This window comes from Roseomonas sp. CECT 9278 (assembly GCF_918698155.1).
In the GTDB taxonomy this organism is placed as follows: domain Bacteria; phylum Pseudomonadota; class Alphaproteobacteria; order Acetobacterales; family Acetobacteraceae; genus Neoroseomonas.
In genome coordinates, this window is sequence record NZ_CAKKLX010000003.1 from 1 (window position 1) to 18,062 (window position 18,062).

The window sequence follows — 18,062 nt, forward strand, 5'->3', positions numbered from 1 at the left end:
GAGCCCGCCGGCGGCAGGCCGCGCGCGCGCCGCCAGGCGCCATGCGCGGCGGCGATGGCGGCGGCCAGCATGGCGGGGTCCTGCGCCCGCGCCGCGTCCAGCGTCGCCGCATCGGGTGCGCCGCTTTCCTCCACGCCCAGATGCGCCTGCAGGTCGACCAGCGCCTGCATCGTGCCGGCTTCGACCGCGTAGGCGAACAGCACCAGGTCCGGCCCGGGCGCCAGCCGCGCCGCACCCAGCGGCGACCAGACCATGGCGCGCAGGATCCGCGCCGCGCCGTCGCGACCCAGCGCACGCAGGTCCCGCGCATCCGCCGGCCCGCCCACCCAGACCGAGAGCAGCCCGAGCCCGATGCCATGCGCCGCCGGCCCATCGACCAGCGCGTCATGCGGCGTGAAGCCGCCGCGCGCCGCCATGACGGTCGCGCTGCAGGCTGCGAAGCGATCGGATGAGGAGAAGGCCATGGCGCCACCCTGCCGCCACATCCGTTAATGAAGGCTTGCGCGGCGGGGCGCCGTTCAGCCCGGCAGGCCGGGCTTCCAGGGATTGCCGCCGCGCGCCTTGCCGTAGCCATAGGCGAACAGCGCGCGCAGATAGTCCTGGCCGAAGGGCTCGACCTCCTGCGCCGTGAAGTCGTCCTCGATATAGGCCAGGCGGAAGGCGATGCCGTGCTGGCGCGCGGTCGCCTCGATGCGGAACACGTCGTTGACGCCGGCGGCGCCGATCAGGGTCGAGATGGCGCGCGATGCGATCGGCAGGACGCGCCGGCGCACCGGCCCGCCGCTCAGCGCCAGCCGCCCGTTGCGCACGACATAGGCGGTGACCGCGGGCGGCGTCAGGCCCTGTCGGATGCGCTCCGCCCGGCTGGCGCCGAGCGCCGGCGGGTACAGGTAGGCCTGCGCGTAGGTGCCGCCATCCACGTGCATTTCCTGATAGGGCAGGCCATCCACCGTGACGTCGATCATCACCGGCGGAAACACCCCCGGCACGGCGGCCGAGGCCAGCAGCACCTGGCGCGAGAGGTCCAGCGCGCGCGGATGCCCGCTGGCGGCGATGGCCCCCAGGTTCCACGCCACCGGCCGCTGCGCATCGAGGTTGGTGGTGGCGATCACCAGCTGCCGCCCGCGCGCATAGCCCTGCGCGACCTCGGCCATCAGCGATGCGTCGTAGAAGCGCGCGATGGTGCGCGCCAGCGGCGCGCTGTCGGCCAGCGCATCATCCACCAGCGCCGCCAGCAGGCCGCGCTCGGCCAGCACGTCGGCCGCGGTGATCTCGGTATAGGCGGCGCGCAGCTGGGCATCGCGATGCGGCCCGGCGAAGACCAGCGGCGCGGTCAGCGCCCCGGTGCTGATGCCGGTCACCAGGTTGAAGGATGGCCGCGTGCCGGCCTCGGTCCAGCCGCAGGCCAGGCCGGCGCCGAAGGCCCCGTTCTCGCCCCCGCCGGAGAAGGCGATGATGTGGCCGTCCGGCAGGCGGTCGCGCGGACCCAGGCCGAAGGCGGCACGCTGGCGCCGGCCGGCCTGGTTGAATTCCTCGACGATGCGCGGGATGTCGGTGGGGTCGGTGACGCAGAAGCGTTCATTCGGCAGGCCCAGCACCTGCGCGTTGCGGATGCGGTCGGTCGGCACCGGGTCGGCGCGCTCGGGCAGGGCGCAGCCCGCCAGCAGGCCGGCGCCGCCGACCAGCGTGGCGCGCCGGGCCATGACGGCCGCTGGCGGGGTCGGGTTCATCGCGGACGGGATATGGGGGCGGCGGCGCCGGCGGGAAGACGGGCCGCGCCGGCAGGCACGCCCCTCCGGCCACGCATCAGGCAAGCGCCCGGCGCAGGGCGCGCGCGCCTGCGCCACGGCGGTGGGCGTGCCGCACGGCGCCGCGCGGCGCGTTCGCGCAAGCGCGCCTCACGGCGGCTGCTTCGCCCAGTCATAGCCGCGCCGCGCACGTTCGAAGCCGAAGTCGAACAGCGCGCGCATGTAGGCCTGCTCGAAGGGTTCGCTGTAGGTGGCAGTGAAGTCGCGCGGGATGAAGGCCAGGTTGTAGTCGATCCCGTCGCGCTGCGTGGTGTTCCAGATCCGCACCACGTCGTTGTACCCCGACGATGCGATCATGGTGGAGATCGCCCGCCCGGCGATCGACATGGCGCGCCGGTCCACCGCCGCCCATTGCGCATCGAGCCGCCCGTTGCGGATGACATAGGCGCTGGCCGGCACCACCGGCTGGCCGCGCCGCAGCCTTTCGCGCCGTTGCTCGGTCACCTGGCGCGGATACAGGAAGACCTGGCTGAAGGCGCCGCCATCGACATGCATCTCCTGGTGGGTCACGCCGTTCACCGCCACGTCGAACATCACCGGCGGGAAGGCGCCGGGGATGGCCGCGGAGGCCAGCAGGATGCGCCGCACCAGGTTCAGCGCGCGCGGGTCGCCGCTGGCGGCGATGGCGCCGACATTCCAGATCACCGGCAGCTGCGCATCCAGGTTGGTCGACCCGATCAGCAGCAGCCGCCCCGATTCATGCCCGCGCGCGATCGCCGCGAGCATGCGTTCATCGAGGTAGCGGGAGATGGTGCGGAACAGCGGCGCGCTGTCGGCCAGCGCATCGTCGAAGATGGCGGCGAGCAGCCCGCGGGACCGCAGCACGTCGCCCGGCGTGATCTCGGTATAGACGCTGCGCAGCGCGCCATCCCATTCGCTGCCCAGATAGGCGAAGGGCGCGGTCAGCGCGCCGGTGGACACGCCGGTCACCAGTTCGAATTCCGGGCGCGTGCCATGCGCGGTCCAGCCGCACAGCAGCCCGGCCCCGAAGGCCCCGTCCTCGCCACCGCCGGAGACGCCCAGCAGCTGGAAGCGCGGCAGTTGCGAGGGATGCGTGAGCCCCAGGTGGCGCATGCGGCGGCGCCCGGCCTCGCGGAAGGCCGCCTCGATCGCCGGCAGGTCCTGCGGCAGCACGAAGCGTTCGTCCGGCACGCCCAGCACCGTGGCGCCGCGCGTATCGGCATGGGGCACCGGCGGGCCGCGTTCGGGCAGGGCGCAGCCGGCCAGCAGCGCCGGGGCGCCGGCCAGCACGGCGCGGCGGGAGGCAGTGGCGCGCATCACAGCGGCGGCCGCTTCGCCCAGTCGTAGCCGCGGCGGCCACGTTCGTAGCCGTACTGGAACAGCGCGCGCATGAAGCCCTGGTCGAAGGGCGCGGGCAGTTGCATGTCGAAGTCGCTGCCGATGAAGGCCAGGTTGAAGCCCACATCGTCGCGCTGGGTGGCGTTGTAGATGCGGATCACGTCGTTGTAGCCGCTGGCGGCGATCATGGTGGAGATGGCGCGCCCGCTGATGCCCAGCGTGCGGCGTTCCACCGTGGCCCATTCGGGGTCGAGCCGGCCGTTGCGGATGACATAGGCCTCGACGTCGCGTGCCGCGCCGCCACGCACCAGGCGCTCGCGCCGCCGGCGCCCGACCGAGAGCGGGTACAGGAAGGCCTGCGCGAAGGCGCCGCCATCCACGTGCATCTCCTGCCGCGCCTCGCCATCCACCGTCACGTCGATCATCACCGGCGCAAACACGCCCGGCACCGCGGCCGAGGCCAGCAGGATGCGGCGCACCAGGTCGAGCGCGCGCGGATGCCCGCTGGCGGCGATGGCGCCGATGTTCCAGATCACCGGCACCTGCGCATCGAGGTTGGTGGACCCGATCAGCAGCAGCCGCCCGCCCTCATGCGCGCGGGCGATCGCGGCGAGCATCGGCTGGTCCAGGTAGCGCGAGATGGTGCGGAACAGCGGCGCGGTATCGGCCAGGGATTCATGGAACACGGCCTGGAGCAGCCCGCGCGAGGCCGCGATGTCGGCCAGCGTGAGGTCGGTATAGACCGCGCGCAGCTGGGGGTCATAGTCGCGCCCCAGAAAGGCGAAGGGCGCGGTCAGCGCGCCGGTGCTCACGCCGGTCACCAGGTTGAATTCGGGCCGCGTGCCGAGTTCCGACCAGCCGCACAGCAGGCCGGCGCCGAAGGCGCCGTTCTCCCCGCCACCCGAGACCGACAGCAGGTTCAGCTGCGGCAGCGGCTGGCCGGGGCGCAGCCCGAGCCGGCGGCGCATGCGGTCGGCGGCGGCGTCGAACTCGGCCTCGATCGCGCGCTGGCCCTCGGGGCTGGTGACCACGAAGCGTTCATTCGGCAGGCCCAGCACCTGGGCGGCCAGCGTCCGGCCGCGCGGCACGGCGGGGCCGCGCACCGGCAGGGCGCAGCCGGGAAGGCCGAGCATGGAGGCCGCGCCGGCAGCCAGCAGCGACCTGCGTCGCGCGGTGAGTCTCGTCATCGATGGTCTTCCCCGAAGCAGCACGGGCAGGGCCGCGGCGACCTGCCCCCCTGGCAGAGCCGATGTTTGCAGGAATTGGGCTCTGCCGTCACTCTCGCGCGAACAGGACAACCACCGGAGGAACGCCATGACCATTCGCCGCCGCATGCTGGGCGCGATCGCCACAGCCGGTGCCCTCGGCCTGCCGCGCCTGGCGCACGCCGCCTGGCCGTCCGACCGGCCGATCGAGGTGGTGGTGCCCTACCCGCCGGGCGGCGGCGTGGACACCATGGCGCGGATGGTGCTGCCGGTGGTGCAGGCGAAGCTGCCCGGCGCGCGCTTCGTGGTGGTGAACCGCGCCGGCGCCGGCGGGCAGCTCGGCTGGGAACAGGTGTTTGCCGCGGCGCCGGATGGCTACATGCTGGCCGCGACCAGCGTGCCGGCCATGGTGACCTATCCGATGGAGCGCACGGTGCGCTACCGTCCGATGGAATTCACCTTCATCGCGAATGTGGTGGACGATCCGGGCGGGCTGTTCGTGCGCGCGGATTCGCCGATCCGCTCGCTGGCGGACCTGGTGGCGGCGGGCAAGGCGCGCCCGGGGCAGATCAGCTACGGCAGCACCGGCATCGGCTCGGACGACCACCTGCTGGTCATCGCGCTCGAGGATCTGGCCGGCATCCCGGCCATGACGCATGTGCCCTTCAACGGCATGGCGCCGCTGTCCACCGCGCTGGCCGGCGGGCATCTCGATGTCGGCGCCTTCAACATGAGCGAGAGCCTGGCGCTTCTGCAGGCCGGGCGGATCCGGTCGCTGGGGCAGGCGGCCGCCACGCGCTGGTCCGGCACGCCCGACGTGCCGACGTTCAAGGAACAGGGCCAGGACCTGATCAGCGGCGCCACGCGCGGCATCGTCGCCCCGCCGAACCTGCCGGCGGAGATCCGCGAGCGGCTGGAGGGCGCCTTCCGCGCCGCCCTGTCCGACACCGACTTCGTGCGGGAGGCGCAGCGCCTGGGCCTGCCGCTGGCGCCGCGGATCGGTGCCGACTTCCGCAACGACATCGCCGCGCTGGAGACGCAGCTGCGCGGGCTGTGGCAGCGGCGGCCGTGGAAGGAATCATGAGCCGCGAGGTCATCGTCGAGGCGGCCGCGCTGCGCGACATGCTGCGCGCGATCGTCGCCGCCGCCGGCAGCGCGCCGGCCGAGGCCGAGCAGGTCGCCGCCCATCTGCTGGAGGCCAACCTCCAGGGCCATGACAGCCACGGCATCATGCTGCTGCCGCGCTACGTCGACCACGTACGTGACGGCAAGCTGCATCCCAACGCGGCGCCCGAGGTGATCCGCCAGGACCCTTCGCTGGCGCTGTTCGACGGGCGGATGGGCTATGGCCAGCAGGTCGGGCGGACCTGCATGGACTGGGCGATCGGCGCAGCGCGCGAGCACGGCCATGCGGTGATGGGGCTGCGCAACGTCCATCATATTGGACGCGTGGGCACCTATGGTGAACAGGCGGCGGCGGCGGGGATGATCTCCGTGCATTTCGTCAATGGCGTGTCGGGGGCGCCGGCGGTGGCACCCTTCGGCGGGTCGGATGGCAGGCTGTCCACCAACCCGGTCTGCGTCGCCATCCCGCCCAGCGCAGCCGGGGGCCAGCCGCTGGTGCTCGATTTCGCGACATCCGCCATCGCGCTCGGCAAGTGCCGGGTGGCGTTCAATGCCGGGCGGCCGGTGCCCGAGGGCGCGCTGGTCGATGCGCGCGGCCAGCCCACCACCGACCCCGGCGTGCTGTACCGGGACAACCCGCGCGGCGCGCTGCTGTCCTTCGGCGCGCACAAGGGCTACGGCCTCGCGCTGGTCTGCGAGATCCTGGCCGGCGCGCTGCTGGGGGGTGCGACCGCCTGGCGGCCGGAGCTGCGCGACCGCGGCATCGTCAATTCCTGGCTGGCCTTCGTGCTGGACCCGGCACGCTTCGGGGATGTCGCGGCCTTCCGCAGCGAACTCGCGGCGGTGATCGCGGATGTGAAGGCGAGCCCGCCGGCCGATCCCGAGAACCCGGTGCTGGTCGCCGGGGAGAAGGAACGCATCACCAAGGCGAAGCGGCTGGCCGAGGGCATCCCGGTCGATCCCACCACCTGGGGCAACCTGGTGCGCGCGGCGCAGTCGCTGGGCATCAACGACGTGCCGGCGGTGGGCTGAGGCCGGCGGCGGACGCCGTCGACCGCCGGCATCGACCTTCGCGCGCCCCCGGACCCCGGCCGACCGGCGGGCCGCAATCGCGGCCTCGGCACAAGGCAGGCCCGCCTGGGGCGCCGCTGTCAGCCGATCGGCACGCCCGCCGCATCCTTCGCGGTGCGGATGGTCTGCAATGTCATCACCCGCATCACGTCCGGCGCGGCGGTCAGGCGGCCGGTCAGCTCGTTCTCATGCGCGGTGTCGCGCGCCACCAGGCGCAGCAGGAAATCCCCGCCGCCGCGGATCATGTGGCATTCGCGCACCTCGGGCCAGGAGGTCGCCAGCGCCTCGAAGCCGTCCAGCACGGATTGCTTCTGGGAATCGAGCCCGACCAGGGCGAAGAAGGTCACCTCCCAGCCCAGGGCCACCGGGTCAATGTCGGCATGGTAGCCGCGGATGATGCCGGCCTCCTCCAGCCGGCGCACGCGGCGCAGGCAGGGCGGCGCCGACAGGTTCACCCGCCGGGCCAGCTCGACATTGGTCATGCGGCCGTCATCCTGCAGCTCGGACAGGATGTGGCGGTCGACGGTGTCGAGGTCGGGATCGTCCTGCTCGCGGGGCATTCGGGAATCGCTTGTTTCGTTGCTCGGGGGCTTCGTCGGGCGCAATATCATTGCACGGGGCGGCGGCATCAAGGCACCCGGCGCGATGTCGGCGCCCGCCACCGTGCCGAGACGCCCGGCCGGGACACGACCGGGTTGTGATATACGCAGGGCTGGCCGATATCCGGTGCAGCGCAACAGAATCGGGAACCGCCCTGTGGCCGAGACTCACCGCACCCGCCTGCTCATCATCGGCGCCGGCCCGGCCGGGTACACCGCCGCGATCTATGCGGCGCGCGCGGGGCTCGAACCGCTGGTTGTCGCGGGGCTGCAACCCGGCGGGCAGCTGACCATCACCACCGATGTCGAGAACTACCCGGGCTTCGCCGAGGCCATCCAGGGCCCCTGGCTGATGGAACAGATGCAGCAGCAGGCCGAACACGTCGGCGCGAAGGTGATCCACGACATCGTCACCGGCATCGACCTGTCGCACCGCCCCTTCCGCGCCACCGGCGATTCCGGCGATGCCTTCGAGGCCGATGCGGTGGTGATCGCCACCGGCGCGCAGGCCCGCTGGCTCGGCATCCCGGGCGAGAAGGAACTGGGCGGCTTCGGCGTCTCGGCCTGCGCGACCTGCGATGGCTTCTTCTACCGCGGCAAGGACGTGGCGGTGATCGGCGGCGGCAATTCCGCGACCGAGGAGGCGCTCTACCTGTCCAACCTGGCGCGCCACGTCACGCTGATCCATCGCCGCGACAGCCTGCGCAGCGAGAAGATCCTGCAGCAGCGCCTGTTCGCGAAGCCGAACGTGACGGTGCTGTGGGACACCATCACCGAATCCGTGCTGGCGGACGACAGCGGCCGCGTGCCGGTGGCGCGCGGGCTCGCGCTGCGCCATGCGCGCACCGGCGAGCGCAGCGAACTGAAGGTGGATGGCGTGTTCGTCGCGATCGGCCATGCGCCCGCCACCGCCCTGTTCGCCGGCCAGCTCGACATGGACGCGGACGGCTATATCCGCACCGTGCCCGGCACCACGCGCACCTCGGTGCCCGGCGTGTTTGCCGCCGGGGACGTGCAGGACCGCGTGTATCGCCAGGCGGTGACGGCCGCGGGCACCGGCTGCATGGCGGCGCTGGAGGGCGAAAAGTTCCTCGCCGCCGCCGATGCCGAGACCGAGCAGGTCGCCGCCTGATGCCGATCGACTGGGACAAGCTGCGCGTCTTCCACGCGGTCGCGGAAGCCGGGTCCTTCACGCATGCCGGCGAGACGCTGAACCTCAGCCAATCCGCCGTGTCGCGCCAGATCCAGGCGCTCGAGGAAGCGCTCACCGTCCCACTGTTCCACCGCCACGCGCGCGGCCTGATCCTGACCGAGCAGGGCGAGACGCTGAACCGCACCGTGCGCGAGGTGTTTGCCAAGCTGGCGATGACCGAGGCGCTGCTGACAGAAAGCCGCGAACGCCCCGCCGGGCGGCTCAAGGTCACCACCACCACCGGCTTCGGCAGTTCCTGGCTGGCGCCGCGGCTGCGCCGGATGCTCGACCTGCATCCCGAGATCAGCGTGACGCTGCTGCTGGATGATTCCGACCTCGACCTCGCGATGCGGGAGGCCGACGTGGCGATCCGCATGCACCCGCCGCGGCAGCCCGACCTGATCCAGCGGCATATCGCGACCTTCGGCTGGAAGGTCTGCGGGTCGCCGGGCTACCTCAAGGCCACCGGCATTCCGCAGCGGGCCGAGGACCTCGATGCCCATCGCCTGATCGTCTATGGCGACTACCGCCCGCCGATCGAGAACGTGAACTGGCTGGCCGAGGCCGGGCGGCGCACCGGCGCGCCGCGCCGCGCCGCGATCGAGATCAACTCCCTGCCCGGCATGCTGGAGGCGGTGCGCAGCGGGCTCGGCCTGGCGGCGCTGCCGGACTACATCGGCGACCAGCTGGACGGGCTGGTGCAGGTGCTGCCCGAGGTGAAGGCGCCGCGCATCGACGCGTTCTTCGTCTACCCCGAGGAGATGCGCCATTCGAAGCGGGTCTCGGTGTTCCGCGACTTCCTGGTGGCCGAATTGGCGACCAGCGCGGCGTGAGATGACGCGGATCACAGGGCTGTGTGATTCGCCATGCGTGGAATGCATGGCCGATTGGTGCATATCGGGAATCACGCATGCTGCATCTGCACCTATCCTCCTTGTCATCCGGCGACTTGGTCGGAAGGGGTCTTCGGATCCCTCGTCTCCCAGACGTGAAGCCTCCCTGTTGACTAGGCCCGGTCCCGCTTGCGGGTTCCGGGCCTTTCTTTTTGGGGCGCGCCCATCCCGCCGCAGGTTCGCCTGCGCCGGTCCGTGCCGTATGGCTGGACATCGGCGCAGGCGGCGTCTTGGCGCGCGCGCCTCGATCGTCGACCATGGTGCGCGGCATCCGCGCTTCGCCGGTGCCAGGTGACGCGTCCGCGAAGGAGCCCGGCATGGCCGCCGATCCCTACGACGTCCTGGGCGTCCCGCGCGACGCCACGCCGGAGGCCATCAAGCAGGCCTATCGCAAGCTTGCGCGCCAGCACCACCCCGACCTGAACCCCGGCAAGCCCGAGGCCGAGGCGAAGTTCAAGGCCGCCGCCGCCGCCAACGACCTGCTCTCGGACCCCGACAAGCGCGCTCGCTTCGACCGCGGCGAGATCAACGCCGAGGGCCAGGAGCAGCGCCCCGCCGGCGGCTACCGGCGCTACGCCGATGACATGGCCGGCACGCGCTATGGCCCGCGCGACAGTGCGTGGTCCGGCGCCACCTACGACGACCCGCGCGCCTCCGGCACCCACGACGACCCGCGCGCCTCCGGCACCTACAACGACCCGCGCGCCTCCGGCGCCTACAACGACCCGCGCGCCTCCGGCGCCTACAACGACCCGCGCGCCTCCGGCGCGACTCCCGACGACATCTTCGCCGAGTTCTTCGAAGCCCGCCGCCGCGCCCAGGCCGCCCCGCGGCGCGGCGAGGACGAATCCTACCGCCTCGACGTCCCCTTCCTGTCCGCCGTCGCCGGCGCGACCGAGGTCTTGACGCTGCCCGATGGCCGCACCCTCAGCGTCAAGATCCCGCCTGGCGTCGAGACCGGCCAGGTGCTGCGCCTGCGCGGGCAGGGCGGCGCCGGCTGGCAGGGCGGGCCGGCCGGCGACGCGCTGATCGAATTGCGGGTGCAGGACCACACCCTGTATCGCCGCGACGGCAACGACCTGCGCATGGACCTGCCGGTGACGCTGAAGGAAGCGGTGCTCGGCGGGCCGGTCGAGGTGCCGACGCCGTCGGGCCCGCTGCGCGTGACCCTGCCGGCGCACAGCGACACCGGGCGGCAGGTGCGGCTGCGCGGCAAGGGCGTGGCGGCGCACGGCGACCGCGCCGCGGGCGACCTGTTCCTGACACTGCGCGTCATGGTCGGCGCGCCGGATGCCGCGCTCGAGGCCTTCCTGCGCGACTGGGCGCCGGAGCACCCGGCCGATCCGCGCGCCGGGCTGGAGGGGCTGGCATGATCACCGTGGACATCCTGTGTGCCCGCTTCGCGCGGCTCAGCACCGACGACCTGCAACGCTGGATCGCCGCCGGCCATGTGCGGTGCGAGTCGGACTCCGGCGCCCCCTGCTTCCACGAGATCGATGTCGAGCGCGTGCGGCTGATCCTGGAACTGCGCCACGACCTCGATGTGAACGAGGAAGCCTTGCCGGTGGTGCTCTCGCTGCTCGACCAGCTCTATGCGCTGCGCCGGCGCCTGCGGCAGCTCGGCGCCGCGGCCGAGGACGACGCCGCCCGATCATAAGGCCGGTTGTGCGCGCCCTGCCTCGCGGCAAGACCTCCGGGCCATTGGTTTCCGGGGCATCCTCGCCCGGCCGGATAATGCCATCCGATCAGGATCTTCTCCGGCGCGCCGGCCAGCATCCTGCCCGGTGCGCCCGGCCGCCACGCCGCGGCTCGCGCGCCGCCTCCGGAGCGGCGTGCCGCCAGCAGTGACGGCCGCGGCTGCCGTCCCGCCACACATGCCGCGACAGGATGCTTGACGGCGCGGCGGCGCATCGTCTGCCATGCTGCCCAAGCCCGGCGCGACCGGGCATCGGGAGGACAGCGATGACCAAGCCCCGCCACCAGGTGGCGACGACGCGCCGTGCCGTCCTTGCAGCCGGCGCGGCCGCGCTGGCGGCCCCCGCGGTCGCGCAACCGGCCTGGCCCGCCGGGCCGGTCCGCTACGTCTGCATCTTCCCGCCGGGCGGCTCGACCGACACGCTCAGCCGCATCTGGTGCCAGCGCATGGCCGAGATCACCGGCCAGTCCTTCGTGGTGGACAATCGCGGCGGGTCGGGCGGCAATGTCGGCACCGAGGTGATCGCCCGCGCCGCGCCGGATGGCGCCACCATCGGCCTGGCGTCGGTCTCGTCCATGGCGATCGCGCCGTCGCTGTACCAGCGCCTGGCCTTCGACGTGACGCGCGACTTCACCTGGATCTGCGGGCTGTGGCAGTTGCCGAACCTGCTGGTGGTCCGCCCGGACCTGCCGGTGCGCAACATCACCGACCTGATCGCGCTGTGCCGCGCCGACCCCGGCCGCTACACCTTCGCGAGTTCCGGCGCCGGCACCACGCTGCACATCGCCGGCGAGATGTTCAAGCAGATGGCCGGCGTGAACATCCTGCACGTGCCCTATCGCGGCGGCGGGCCGGCGTACATCGACCTGATGGGCGGGCGCGTCGACATGGTCTTCGGCAACTTCCCCGAAGCCAGCCGCCTGTCGCGCGAGGGCAAGGTGCGCGCGCTGGCCGCGACCGGCGCCGGGCGCAGCCCGCAGCTGCCCGAGGTGCCGGCCATGACGGAATTCCTGCCGGGCTACGAGATCAATTCCTGGGGTGGCGCCTGCGGCCCGGCGGGCCTCCCGACGGCGATGGTGGCGCGCATGAACGCGCTCGGTCGCCAGGCGTTGGAAAGCCCGGAGCTGAAACGCCGCTTCGAGGAAGGCGGCGCCACCGCCTGGTGGACCACGCCCGAGCAATTGGCGGATTTCCGCCGCGACAATGAGGCACGCTTCGCGCCGCTGGTGCGGGCCTCCGGCGCCGTGGTGGAGTGAACCACCGCGCTTGACGGCGCGCGGGCTTCGCTTGTCCCATGGCGGCAAGGCCAGCAAGGCCGTCAGGGAGACGTGCATGACCCCCATCGCCGCGCTGCGCCGCCGCAGCCTGTTCGCCATCGCCGCCGCGCCGCTGGCGGCGCCCGCCGTCGCGCAGCCCGCCTGGCCGGCCAACTCCATCCGCTTCATCGGGCTGTTCCCGCCGGGCGGGGGCACCGACATCCTGTCGCGCCTTTGGTGCATCAAGATGAGCGAGATCACCGGCCAGCAATTCGTGGTCGAGAACCGCGCGGGATCGGCCGGCAATATCGGCACCGAGGCGATCGCGCGCGCGGTGCCGGACGGCAATACGATCGGGCTGGCCTCGGTCGCACCGCTGGGCATCGGGCCGACGCTCTACAGCCGGCTGCCGTTCAACCCGACGCGGGATTTCTCCTACGTCTCGGGGCTGTGGCAGTTGCCGAACCTGCTGGTGGTGAACAACGACGTCCCCGCGCGATCGGTGCCGGAGTTGATCGCGCTGCTGCGCGCCAATCCGGGGCGCTTCGCCTATGCGTCGTCGGGGTCGGGCACCACGGTCCATATCTCGGGCGAGATGTTCAAGACCATGGCCGGCATCGACATGCTGCACGTGCCCTATCGCGGCGCCGCGCCGGCGCATGTCGATATCCAGGGCGGACGCGTGCACATGATCTTCGACAACATCCCGCAGGGGCTGGCGCTGCACCGGGATGGCAAGGTGCGCGCACTGGCGGTGACCGGCGCGCAGCGCAGCCCGGTGGCGCCGGAGATCCCGACGATGGCGGAATTCCTGCCGGGGTTCGAGATCAATTCCTGGGGCGGCGTGATGGGCCCGGCGGGGATGCCGCCGGCGATCGTGGCGCGGCTGAACGCGCTGACGAAGCAGGCGCTGGAGAGCGACGATCTGAAGCGGCGGTTCCTCGAGAACGGCGCGACGCCCTGGTGGACGACGCCAGAGGATTTCGCGGCCTATCGCGCGGCGAATGAGGCGGCGTTGGCGCCGATCATCCGGGCGTCGGGGGCGCGGGTGGATTGAGGCCTGACGGGCGACGGCGAAGCTTGCTCAACCAGGCTGGCAACGCAGGGGGGCAGGCGCCAGCCGAGGCCGACGTCGCGTCACCCAGCCGCCCCATGCGCCAGCACGAAGTGCTCGGCGAAGGGCCCGCCCGCGAAGTCGACGCGGCTTGCGTCCCCCTCGCGCAGGCGCAGGCCGGGCAGCAGCAGGATGTGCCTGATCGTCTCCGGGATGATGGCATACGCGACGAACTGGCCGAGGCATTCATGCGGCCCGAAGCCGGTATGCAGGTAGGCGGTGCGCCGTCGTTCGCGGAACGCGTCCGGTTCGGGAAATACGCCCGGGTCGAACATCGCCGAACCGATGCCGGCCGCGATCCGCGTGCCCGCGGTGACCTTCGTCTCGTAGGGCGTGCCCGGGCCGAGCACGGCATCGGTGGCGGCGGTGCGAATCACGAAGGTCGTCATCGGGTTGAAGCGCAGCGCCTCCCACACGATCGCGTCGAAGGCCGCTTCCTCATTGCCGCGCGCGGCGCGTAGCGCGCGCGTCGCCACCTCCGGGCGCAGCAGGATCTGCTCGGTCGCGTTGACGATCGCCTGCGACGACGTCTCGATCGCGCCGACCAGCAGGCCACAGACGTTGCTCACCACCTGCTCGGGGTCGAGGCCCGACAGCCCGCCCGCGGTCAGCCGCAGCAGCCGCGACACCGTGTCCTCGCCCGCCGCCTGGTCCCAGGGCCGGCGCGTGGCCAGGAAGCTGCGCACCCAGGCGCGCATCTCGGTGCCGGCCTGCACGCAGGCATCGTGACGCGCCTTCACATTCGCGATGTTGTGGAACATGTCCGCCTGCGTGGCCCAGGACCAGCGCAGCATCGCGTCATCCGGGGCGGGAAAGCCGAAGCAGTGCTGCACCACGCGCAGCGGCACCAGGCGCGAGACGGCCTGCACCACATCGACCGTCGGCGGCGCGGTGGCGGCGAGCGCCTCGGCGGCCGTCGCGGCGGCCAGCGCGCGAATGCCCGGCACGTCGTCCCAGCGCATCAGCGCGCGCATGACGGACTTGTCGCGCCAGTTCTCCTCCGCCCCGTCGCGCCCGAGCATGTACGGCCCCACCGAGGGGTCCATCATCGGTGCGTAGGTGACGCGGAAGGTCTCGTTGCGCGACAGCACGTCCACCACGTCCGTCCAGCGGCTGACCATGGTGAAGATCGGCAGTTCCAGCACGGGACGGTCGGCGCGCAGTTCGGCGAACAGCGCGCGCCAATCGGCCCGCAGCCGCTGCATGAACAGGCCGGCCCGCGCCGGGTCGTTCGGCGGCAGCGCATCGAGGGCGGCGAGGAAGCTCATGCGATCCCCCTTCGTGGCGTGGCGCGTTTCAGAATACCGGGGCGGAGGGCGGGCTGCGCGGGTCCTGCGGCGCCATGTTCAGTTCGTAGCTGAGCGGGCGGGTGGTGATGAGGCGGAAGCGGTCGCCGATGATCTCCAGCGAGAACAGGCCGGCGGCCGCGCCGTTCGGCGGGACGCAGGCGGGTGTCTCGCCCACCCGGCGGGCGCGCGTGTCGATCGTGCGGAAGCGGCCGTTCTGCCAGTCGAGATTGTCCTTGCTGATGCGCCTGGTGCTGGGCGCGCGGCCGGGACCGGCAGCGTCGCTGTCGCGGACACACAGGCCGCGATTGCCGACCGGGCGGCTGGTCAGGTCGTCGTAGCGGCAGGAGCCGTCGGGCGAGCGCGCCCACATCTTGTGGTAGTAGTGCAGGACGCCGGCCTCGTAGCGGATGAAGGCGATGGCGAGGCACTGGTAGTGGCCGAGGACGCGGCGCGAGCGCGCGTCGACGTTGCGGACCTCGCCGAAATAGACGGGATCGCCGCTGTCGGTCGCCCAGATGCGCAGGCGCGCGGCGATGGCGTCGGGGTCGGTGATGGTCTCGACCTGCGGCGTGGGGGTGGTCGGGCTGCGTTCGACCTGCGCGTGCGCGGCAAGCGCGACGCCGAATGCTGCCAAGGTGACGATCGTTGCCTTCAGCATGGGCTTGCTCCTGCTGTGAAGCGGCGTGCGAGGCACTTGCATCGAGGGTGGAGCATGGCGCCGAAAGTGGGCGCCGGATGCGATGCGGATCACAGCGGCATGCGGCGAAAGACGGGCGGATTCATGTGTCGAGTAGTTTGGGCGGGTCTGTCGCCTAGGACGGCGAGGTGATGGAAGCGATCCGATCGGGCCGAGGCGTTAGTCGGCTCCAGACGCCGCAGCAGGATCGGCTGTCAGGGCAGGTGCAGGCGATCACCGCGCCCATCACCACGCTGGTGACGCGGGCGGCGGGGATTGTGGCGGGGTGAGCGGGGCAGGTCGCCCGCTTTGTCGGATGGCGGATCATTGCGCGCGCCCGCGGCGATCTAATCATGGGGTAGGGTTTGACACGTTGAAGTATGAGGGGCTCGCTTGATCAAGCCGCGCGCCTGGCCGCTGATGGCCCTTGCGATGGTCGCCTTCCTGTTGGGAAGCTGCACGACGGAACAGCCGAGTTCTGGTTCGGAACGGCAGATTGACCGAGAAGCCTCGCGCCAGACGCACGAGTGCACCTTTCGGATCGTGTTTGCTCCGGGTCGCTCGGACCTTGACGCTTCGGCCAGTCGCGTGCTGCGGGTCGCAGCGGTGTTCGTGAAGGACTCCGGCGCGGCTTACATCACGCCCTTTGAGACGGCCGGTGAATCCTTCGCGCTCGGTGATACGCGTTCGGCAGCCGTCACGCGCGGGCTTCTGCGCCACGGGGTAGATGTCGGGTCATTGCGCACGGGGCGTCTGCACGACGCCGCCCCCGCGACGGTGCCCTATGTCCAACTAACGGTTTGCCCGCTCCCGTTGCCGCTTCGAAGGGTCGTGCCAGATGAGCCGGATCGGCGCATCGAGTACCGGTTCGATCACACAGCCCTGCGAGTACCGTTGCGGAATCTAAGCTACGTCAACTGGAACAACGTACCGCTTGAGCCGCAGCGTGGCTTTGCGATTCTGTTCCAATTGCGTGACGATACCGCGTCGGCAACAGCCGAGAATGGCATCAGCGCTTGCCGACGGAATAGAGGCCATCAGTGTGCAGACGATACGGAGATTCGAATCTCTCGCTGGACGTTCCCCGACGACCCCGGAGCGGCGACGTTGCCACACCCCCGCCGCGTGACGGACTACGAATTCTCGCGCGAAGTGCTGGTCTTCGGGAATCGGATAACCGCTTCCTTCGCCCTCGTTGAAGGTTCGCGCGTGTCGCCAATGATCGGTTGCCATCGCACCGGCCCTCGGCTTCTGCCCGATGCATCGGCGTTCATCAGCGACTTCGAAGCCGTTTGCACGGCGCGCTTCGTTCGGATTGCGCCGGACATCGGTGCCGACATGACCTTCCGCATCCGCAACCTCGAGGAGGTTCCAAGCATCGTCGAATCAGCGCGCGGTTTCGTTCGGCAGCTCATAGTGCCGTAAGCCACGCGCGAGAGTTCGCCCGGGCTCGTTCCCTAAACCCCCACCTTCTCCGCCGCCCCACGCAGGAACCCCCCCAGCGCCGCATGAAACTCCGGCTCCTCCAGCAGGAACGCGTCGTGCCCCTTGTCGCTCGCGATCTCCACGAAGGACACGCTCGCCCCCGCCGCGTTCAGCGCCCGCACCACCGTGCGGCTCTCTGAGGTCGGGAACAGCCAGTCGCTGCTGAAACTCGCCAGGAAGAACCGCGTCGCCGTGCCGCGGAACGCCGCCGACAAATCACCCTCGTGCTCCGCCGCCAAGTCGAAGAAATCCATCGCGCGCGTGATGGTCAAATACGCATTCGCGTCGAAGCGCTGCACGAAGGTGCTGCCCTGGTGGCGCAGATACGACTCCACCTCGAACACATCCTCCAGGAACGTCAGCGCCGAAGCACCCCGCAGCCGGCGCCCGAATTTCCGCGTCAGCGCCTGCTCCGACAGGTACGTGATGTGCGCCACCATCCGCGCCACCGCGAGCCCCCGCGCCGGGATGCGCCCGGCCTCCCAGTACCGCCCGCCGGCATAGTCCGGGTCGCCATGGATCGCCTGGCGGCCGACCTCGTGGAAGGCGATGTTCTGCGCGCTGTGATGCGCCGCGCAGGCGATCGGTGCCGCGGCCAGCACGGCATCCGGATAGGTCGCCGCCCATTCCAGCACCTGCATCCCGCCCATCGACCCGCCGACCACCGCCAGCCAGCGCGCGATGCCCAGGTGGTCCATCAGCCGCTTCTGCGCGCGCACCATGTCGCGGATGGTCACCTGCGGGAAATCCGTCCCCCAAGGCCGGCCCAACCCACGCCCTTCGCCATCCGTCATCTCCGACCGCGGGCCGGTCGACCCCATGCACCCGCCCAGCACATTGGCGCAGACGATGAAATAGCGGTCGGTATCCAGCGGCTTGCCGGGCCCGACGATGCTCTCCCACCAACCGGGCTTGCCGGTCACGGGGCTGGGCTCGGCCAGATACTGGTCGCCGGTCAGCGCGTGGCAGACCAGCAGCGCATTGGTCTTCGCGGCGTTCAGCCGGCCATAGGACCGGTACGCCACCACCAGCGGCGCGACCACGGCGCCGCAATCCAGCGGCAGGCCGTCGGCGAAGACGACATGCTGGTGGTCGACCTCCGGCAGGGGGGCGATGGCCTGGGACATGGCGGATGGATGCTTAGGGCCGCCGCGCCGGCGCCGCAACGGCCGCCATGCGGGCGCGCTGCCGCGGCCCCACCTGGGCACCCGCAGGCCTGCCGCGGCCGCCGGGGCCATGGCCAACCGGCCCCCGCGCGCGGGGGGAGGACGGGCGCGTGCATCACCGCCCGCTCGGCGGCGCGCATGGCCGGCCTGCGCGGGCGGGCGGTGTCGCGCAGCCTCCCCCGCTTGGC

At 71.6% G+C, this 18,062-nt stretch carries 17 protein-coding genes; 9 read left to right on the forward strand and 8 right to left on the reverse strand.

The features are described 5' to 3' along the window. The 4 genes from LQ222_RS02590 to LQ222_RS02605 form a co-directional block, all read right to left on the reverse strand. On the reverse strand, positions 1–464 hold a 464-nt coding region (locus LQ222_RS02590), incomplete at its 3' end, for a glycosyl hydrolase 108 family protein (RefSeq protein WP_230164284.1). 54 nt (positions 465–518) lie between these two features. After that, entirely contained in the window at positions 519–1,703 is a 1,185-nt protein-coding gene (locus LQ222_RS02595; protein ID WP_230164286.1) for a patatin-like phospholipase family protein, read from the reverse strand. A 195-nt stretch (positions 1,704–1,898) separates the two neighbouring features. Further along, the gene (locus tag LQ222_RS02600; RefSeq protein WP_230164288.1) at positions 1,899–3,086 is read right to left on the reverse strand and encodes a patatin-like phospholipase family protein; all 1,188 of its coding nucleotides are present in this window, start codon (positions 3,084–3,086) and stop codon (positions 1,899–1,901) included. Further along, positions 3,086–4,294, reverse strand: a complete 1,209-nt coding sequence (locus LQ222_RS02605; protein ID WP_230164289.1) for a patatin-like phospholipase family protein — start codon at positions 4,292–4,294, stop codon at positions 3,086–3,088. The genes LQ222_RS02600 and LQ222_RS02605 overlap by 1 nt, the downstream gene beginning before the upstream one ends. A gap of 127 nt (positions 4,295–4,421) precedes the next feature. Here LQ222_RS02605 and LQ222_RS02610 point away from each other — a divergent pair, with 127 nt between their 5' ends. Together LQ222_RS02610 and LQ222_RS02615 are read left to right on the forward strand one after the other, a co-directional pair. Continuing rightward, positions 4,422–5,396: a tripartite tricarboxylate transporter substrate binding protein gene (locus LQ222_RS02610; RefSeq protein WP_230164290.1), complete on the forward strand. Its 975-nt coding sequence runs from the start codon at positions 4,422–4,424 to the stop codon at positions 5,394–5,396. Beyond that, positions 5,393–6,469: a malate/lactate/ureidoglycolate dehydrogenase gene (locus LQ222_RS02615; RefSeq protein ID WP_230164292.1), complete on the forward strand. Its 1,077-nt coding sequence runs from the start codon at positions 5,393–5,395 to the stop codon at positions 6,467–6,469. The genes LQ222_RS02610 and LQ222_RS02615 overlap by 4 nt, the downstream gene beginning before the upstream one ends. Before the next feature lie 119 nt (positions 6,470–6,588). On the opposite strand, the gene LQ222_RS02620 is transcribed toward LQ222_RS02615, so the two are convergent. Beyond that, on the reverse strand, positions 6,589–7,068 hold the full coding sequence (locus tag LQ222_RS02620) for an Lrp/AsnC family transcriptional regulator (protein WP_230164293.1): 480 nt from the start codon (positions 7,066–7,068) through the stop codon (positions 6,589–6,591). A 196-nt stretch (positions 7,069–7,264) separates the two neighbouring features. Between LQ222_RS02620 and trxB the strand changes: the two genes are divergently transcribed. The 6 genes from trxB to LQ222_RS02650 all read left to right on the forward strand — a co-directional run bounded on the left by trxB (position 7,265) and on the right by LQ222_RS02650 (position 13,201). Continuing rightward, positions 7,265–8,239 (forward strand): thioredoxin-disulfide reductase, encoded by a 975-nt coding sequence (gene trxB / locus LQ222_RS02625; protein ID WP_230164294.1) that lies wholly within the window; start codon positions 7,265–7,267, stop codon positions 8,237–8,239. Then, on the forward strand, positions 8,239–9,132 hold the full coding sequence (locus LQ222_RS02630) for a LysR family transcriptional regulator (protein ID WP_230164295.1): 894 nt from the start codon (positions 8,239–8,241) through the stop codon (positions 9,130–9,132). Before trxB ends, LQ222_RS02630 begins: the two co-directional genes overlap by 1 nt. Before the next feature lie 377 nt (positions 9,133–9,509). Continuing rightward, a complete protein-coding gene (locus tag LQ222_RS02635; protein ID WP_230164296.1) occupies positions 9,510–10,565 on the forward strand; it encodes a DnaJ C-terminal domain-containing protein in 1,056 nt (351 codons plus the stop codon). Further along, positions 10,562–10,849 (forward strand): chaperone modulator CbpM, encoded by a 288-nt coding sequence (locus LQ222_RS02640; protein WP_230164297.1) that lies wholly within the window; start codon positions 10,562–10,564, stop codon positions 10,847–10,849. The genes LQ222_RS02635 and LQ222_RS02640 overlap by 4 nt, the downstream gene beginning before the upstream one ends. A gap of 305 nt (positions 10,850–11,154) precedes the next feature. Further along, a complete protein-coding gene (locus LQ222_RS02645) occupies positions 11,155–12,144 on the forward strand; it encodes a tripartite tricarboxylate transporter substrate binding protein (protein WP_230164298.1) in 990 nt (329 codons plus the stop codon). Between the two features lie 76 nt (positions 12,145–12,220). Further along, positions 12,221–13,201, forward strand: coding sequence for a tripartite tricarboxylate transporter substrate binding protein (locus tag LQ222_RS02650; protein WP_230164299.1), 981 nt, complete (start codon positions 12,221–12,223; stop codon positions 13,199–13,201). Between the two features lie 80 nt (positions 13,202–13,281). Here LQ222_RS02650 and LQ222_RS02655 read toward each other — a convergent pair whose 3' ends face one another. Next, positions 13,282–14,526 carry a cytochrome P450 gene (locus LQ222_RS02655; RefSeq protein ID WP_230164300.1) on the reverse strand — a complete coding sequence of 415 codons (1,245 nt, stop codon included), beginning with the start codon at positions 14,524–14,526 and terminating at the stop codon, positions 13,282–13,284. 28 nt (positions 14,527–14,554) lie between these two features. Next, positions 14,555–15,205 (reverse strand): hypothetical protein, encoded by a 651-nt coding sequence (locus tag LQ222_RS02660; RefSeq protein ID WP_230164301.1) that lies wholly within the window; start codon positions 15,203–15,205, stop codon positions 14,555–14,557. Positions 15,206–15,616: 411 nt separating this feature from the next. On the opposite strand from LQ222_RS02660, the gene LQ222_RS02665 reads away from it, so the two are divergent. Further along, complete coding sequence (locus LQ222_RS02665; protein WP_230164302.1) at positions 15,617–16,648, forward strand: hypothetical protein; 1,032 nt, start codon at positions 15,617–15,619, stop codon at positions 16,646–16,648. 32 nt (positions 16,649–16,680) lie between these two features. Here LQ222_RS02665 and LQ222_RS02670 read toward each other — a convergent pair whose 3' ends face one another. After that, entirely contained in the window at positions 16,681–17,835 is a 1,155-nt protein-coding gene (locus tag LQ222_RS02670) for a homoserine O-acetyltransferase (protein ID WP_230164303.1), read from the reverse strand. Between the last annotated feature and the right edge of the window lie 227 nt (positions 17,836–18,062).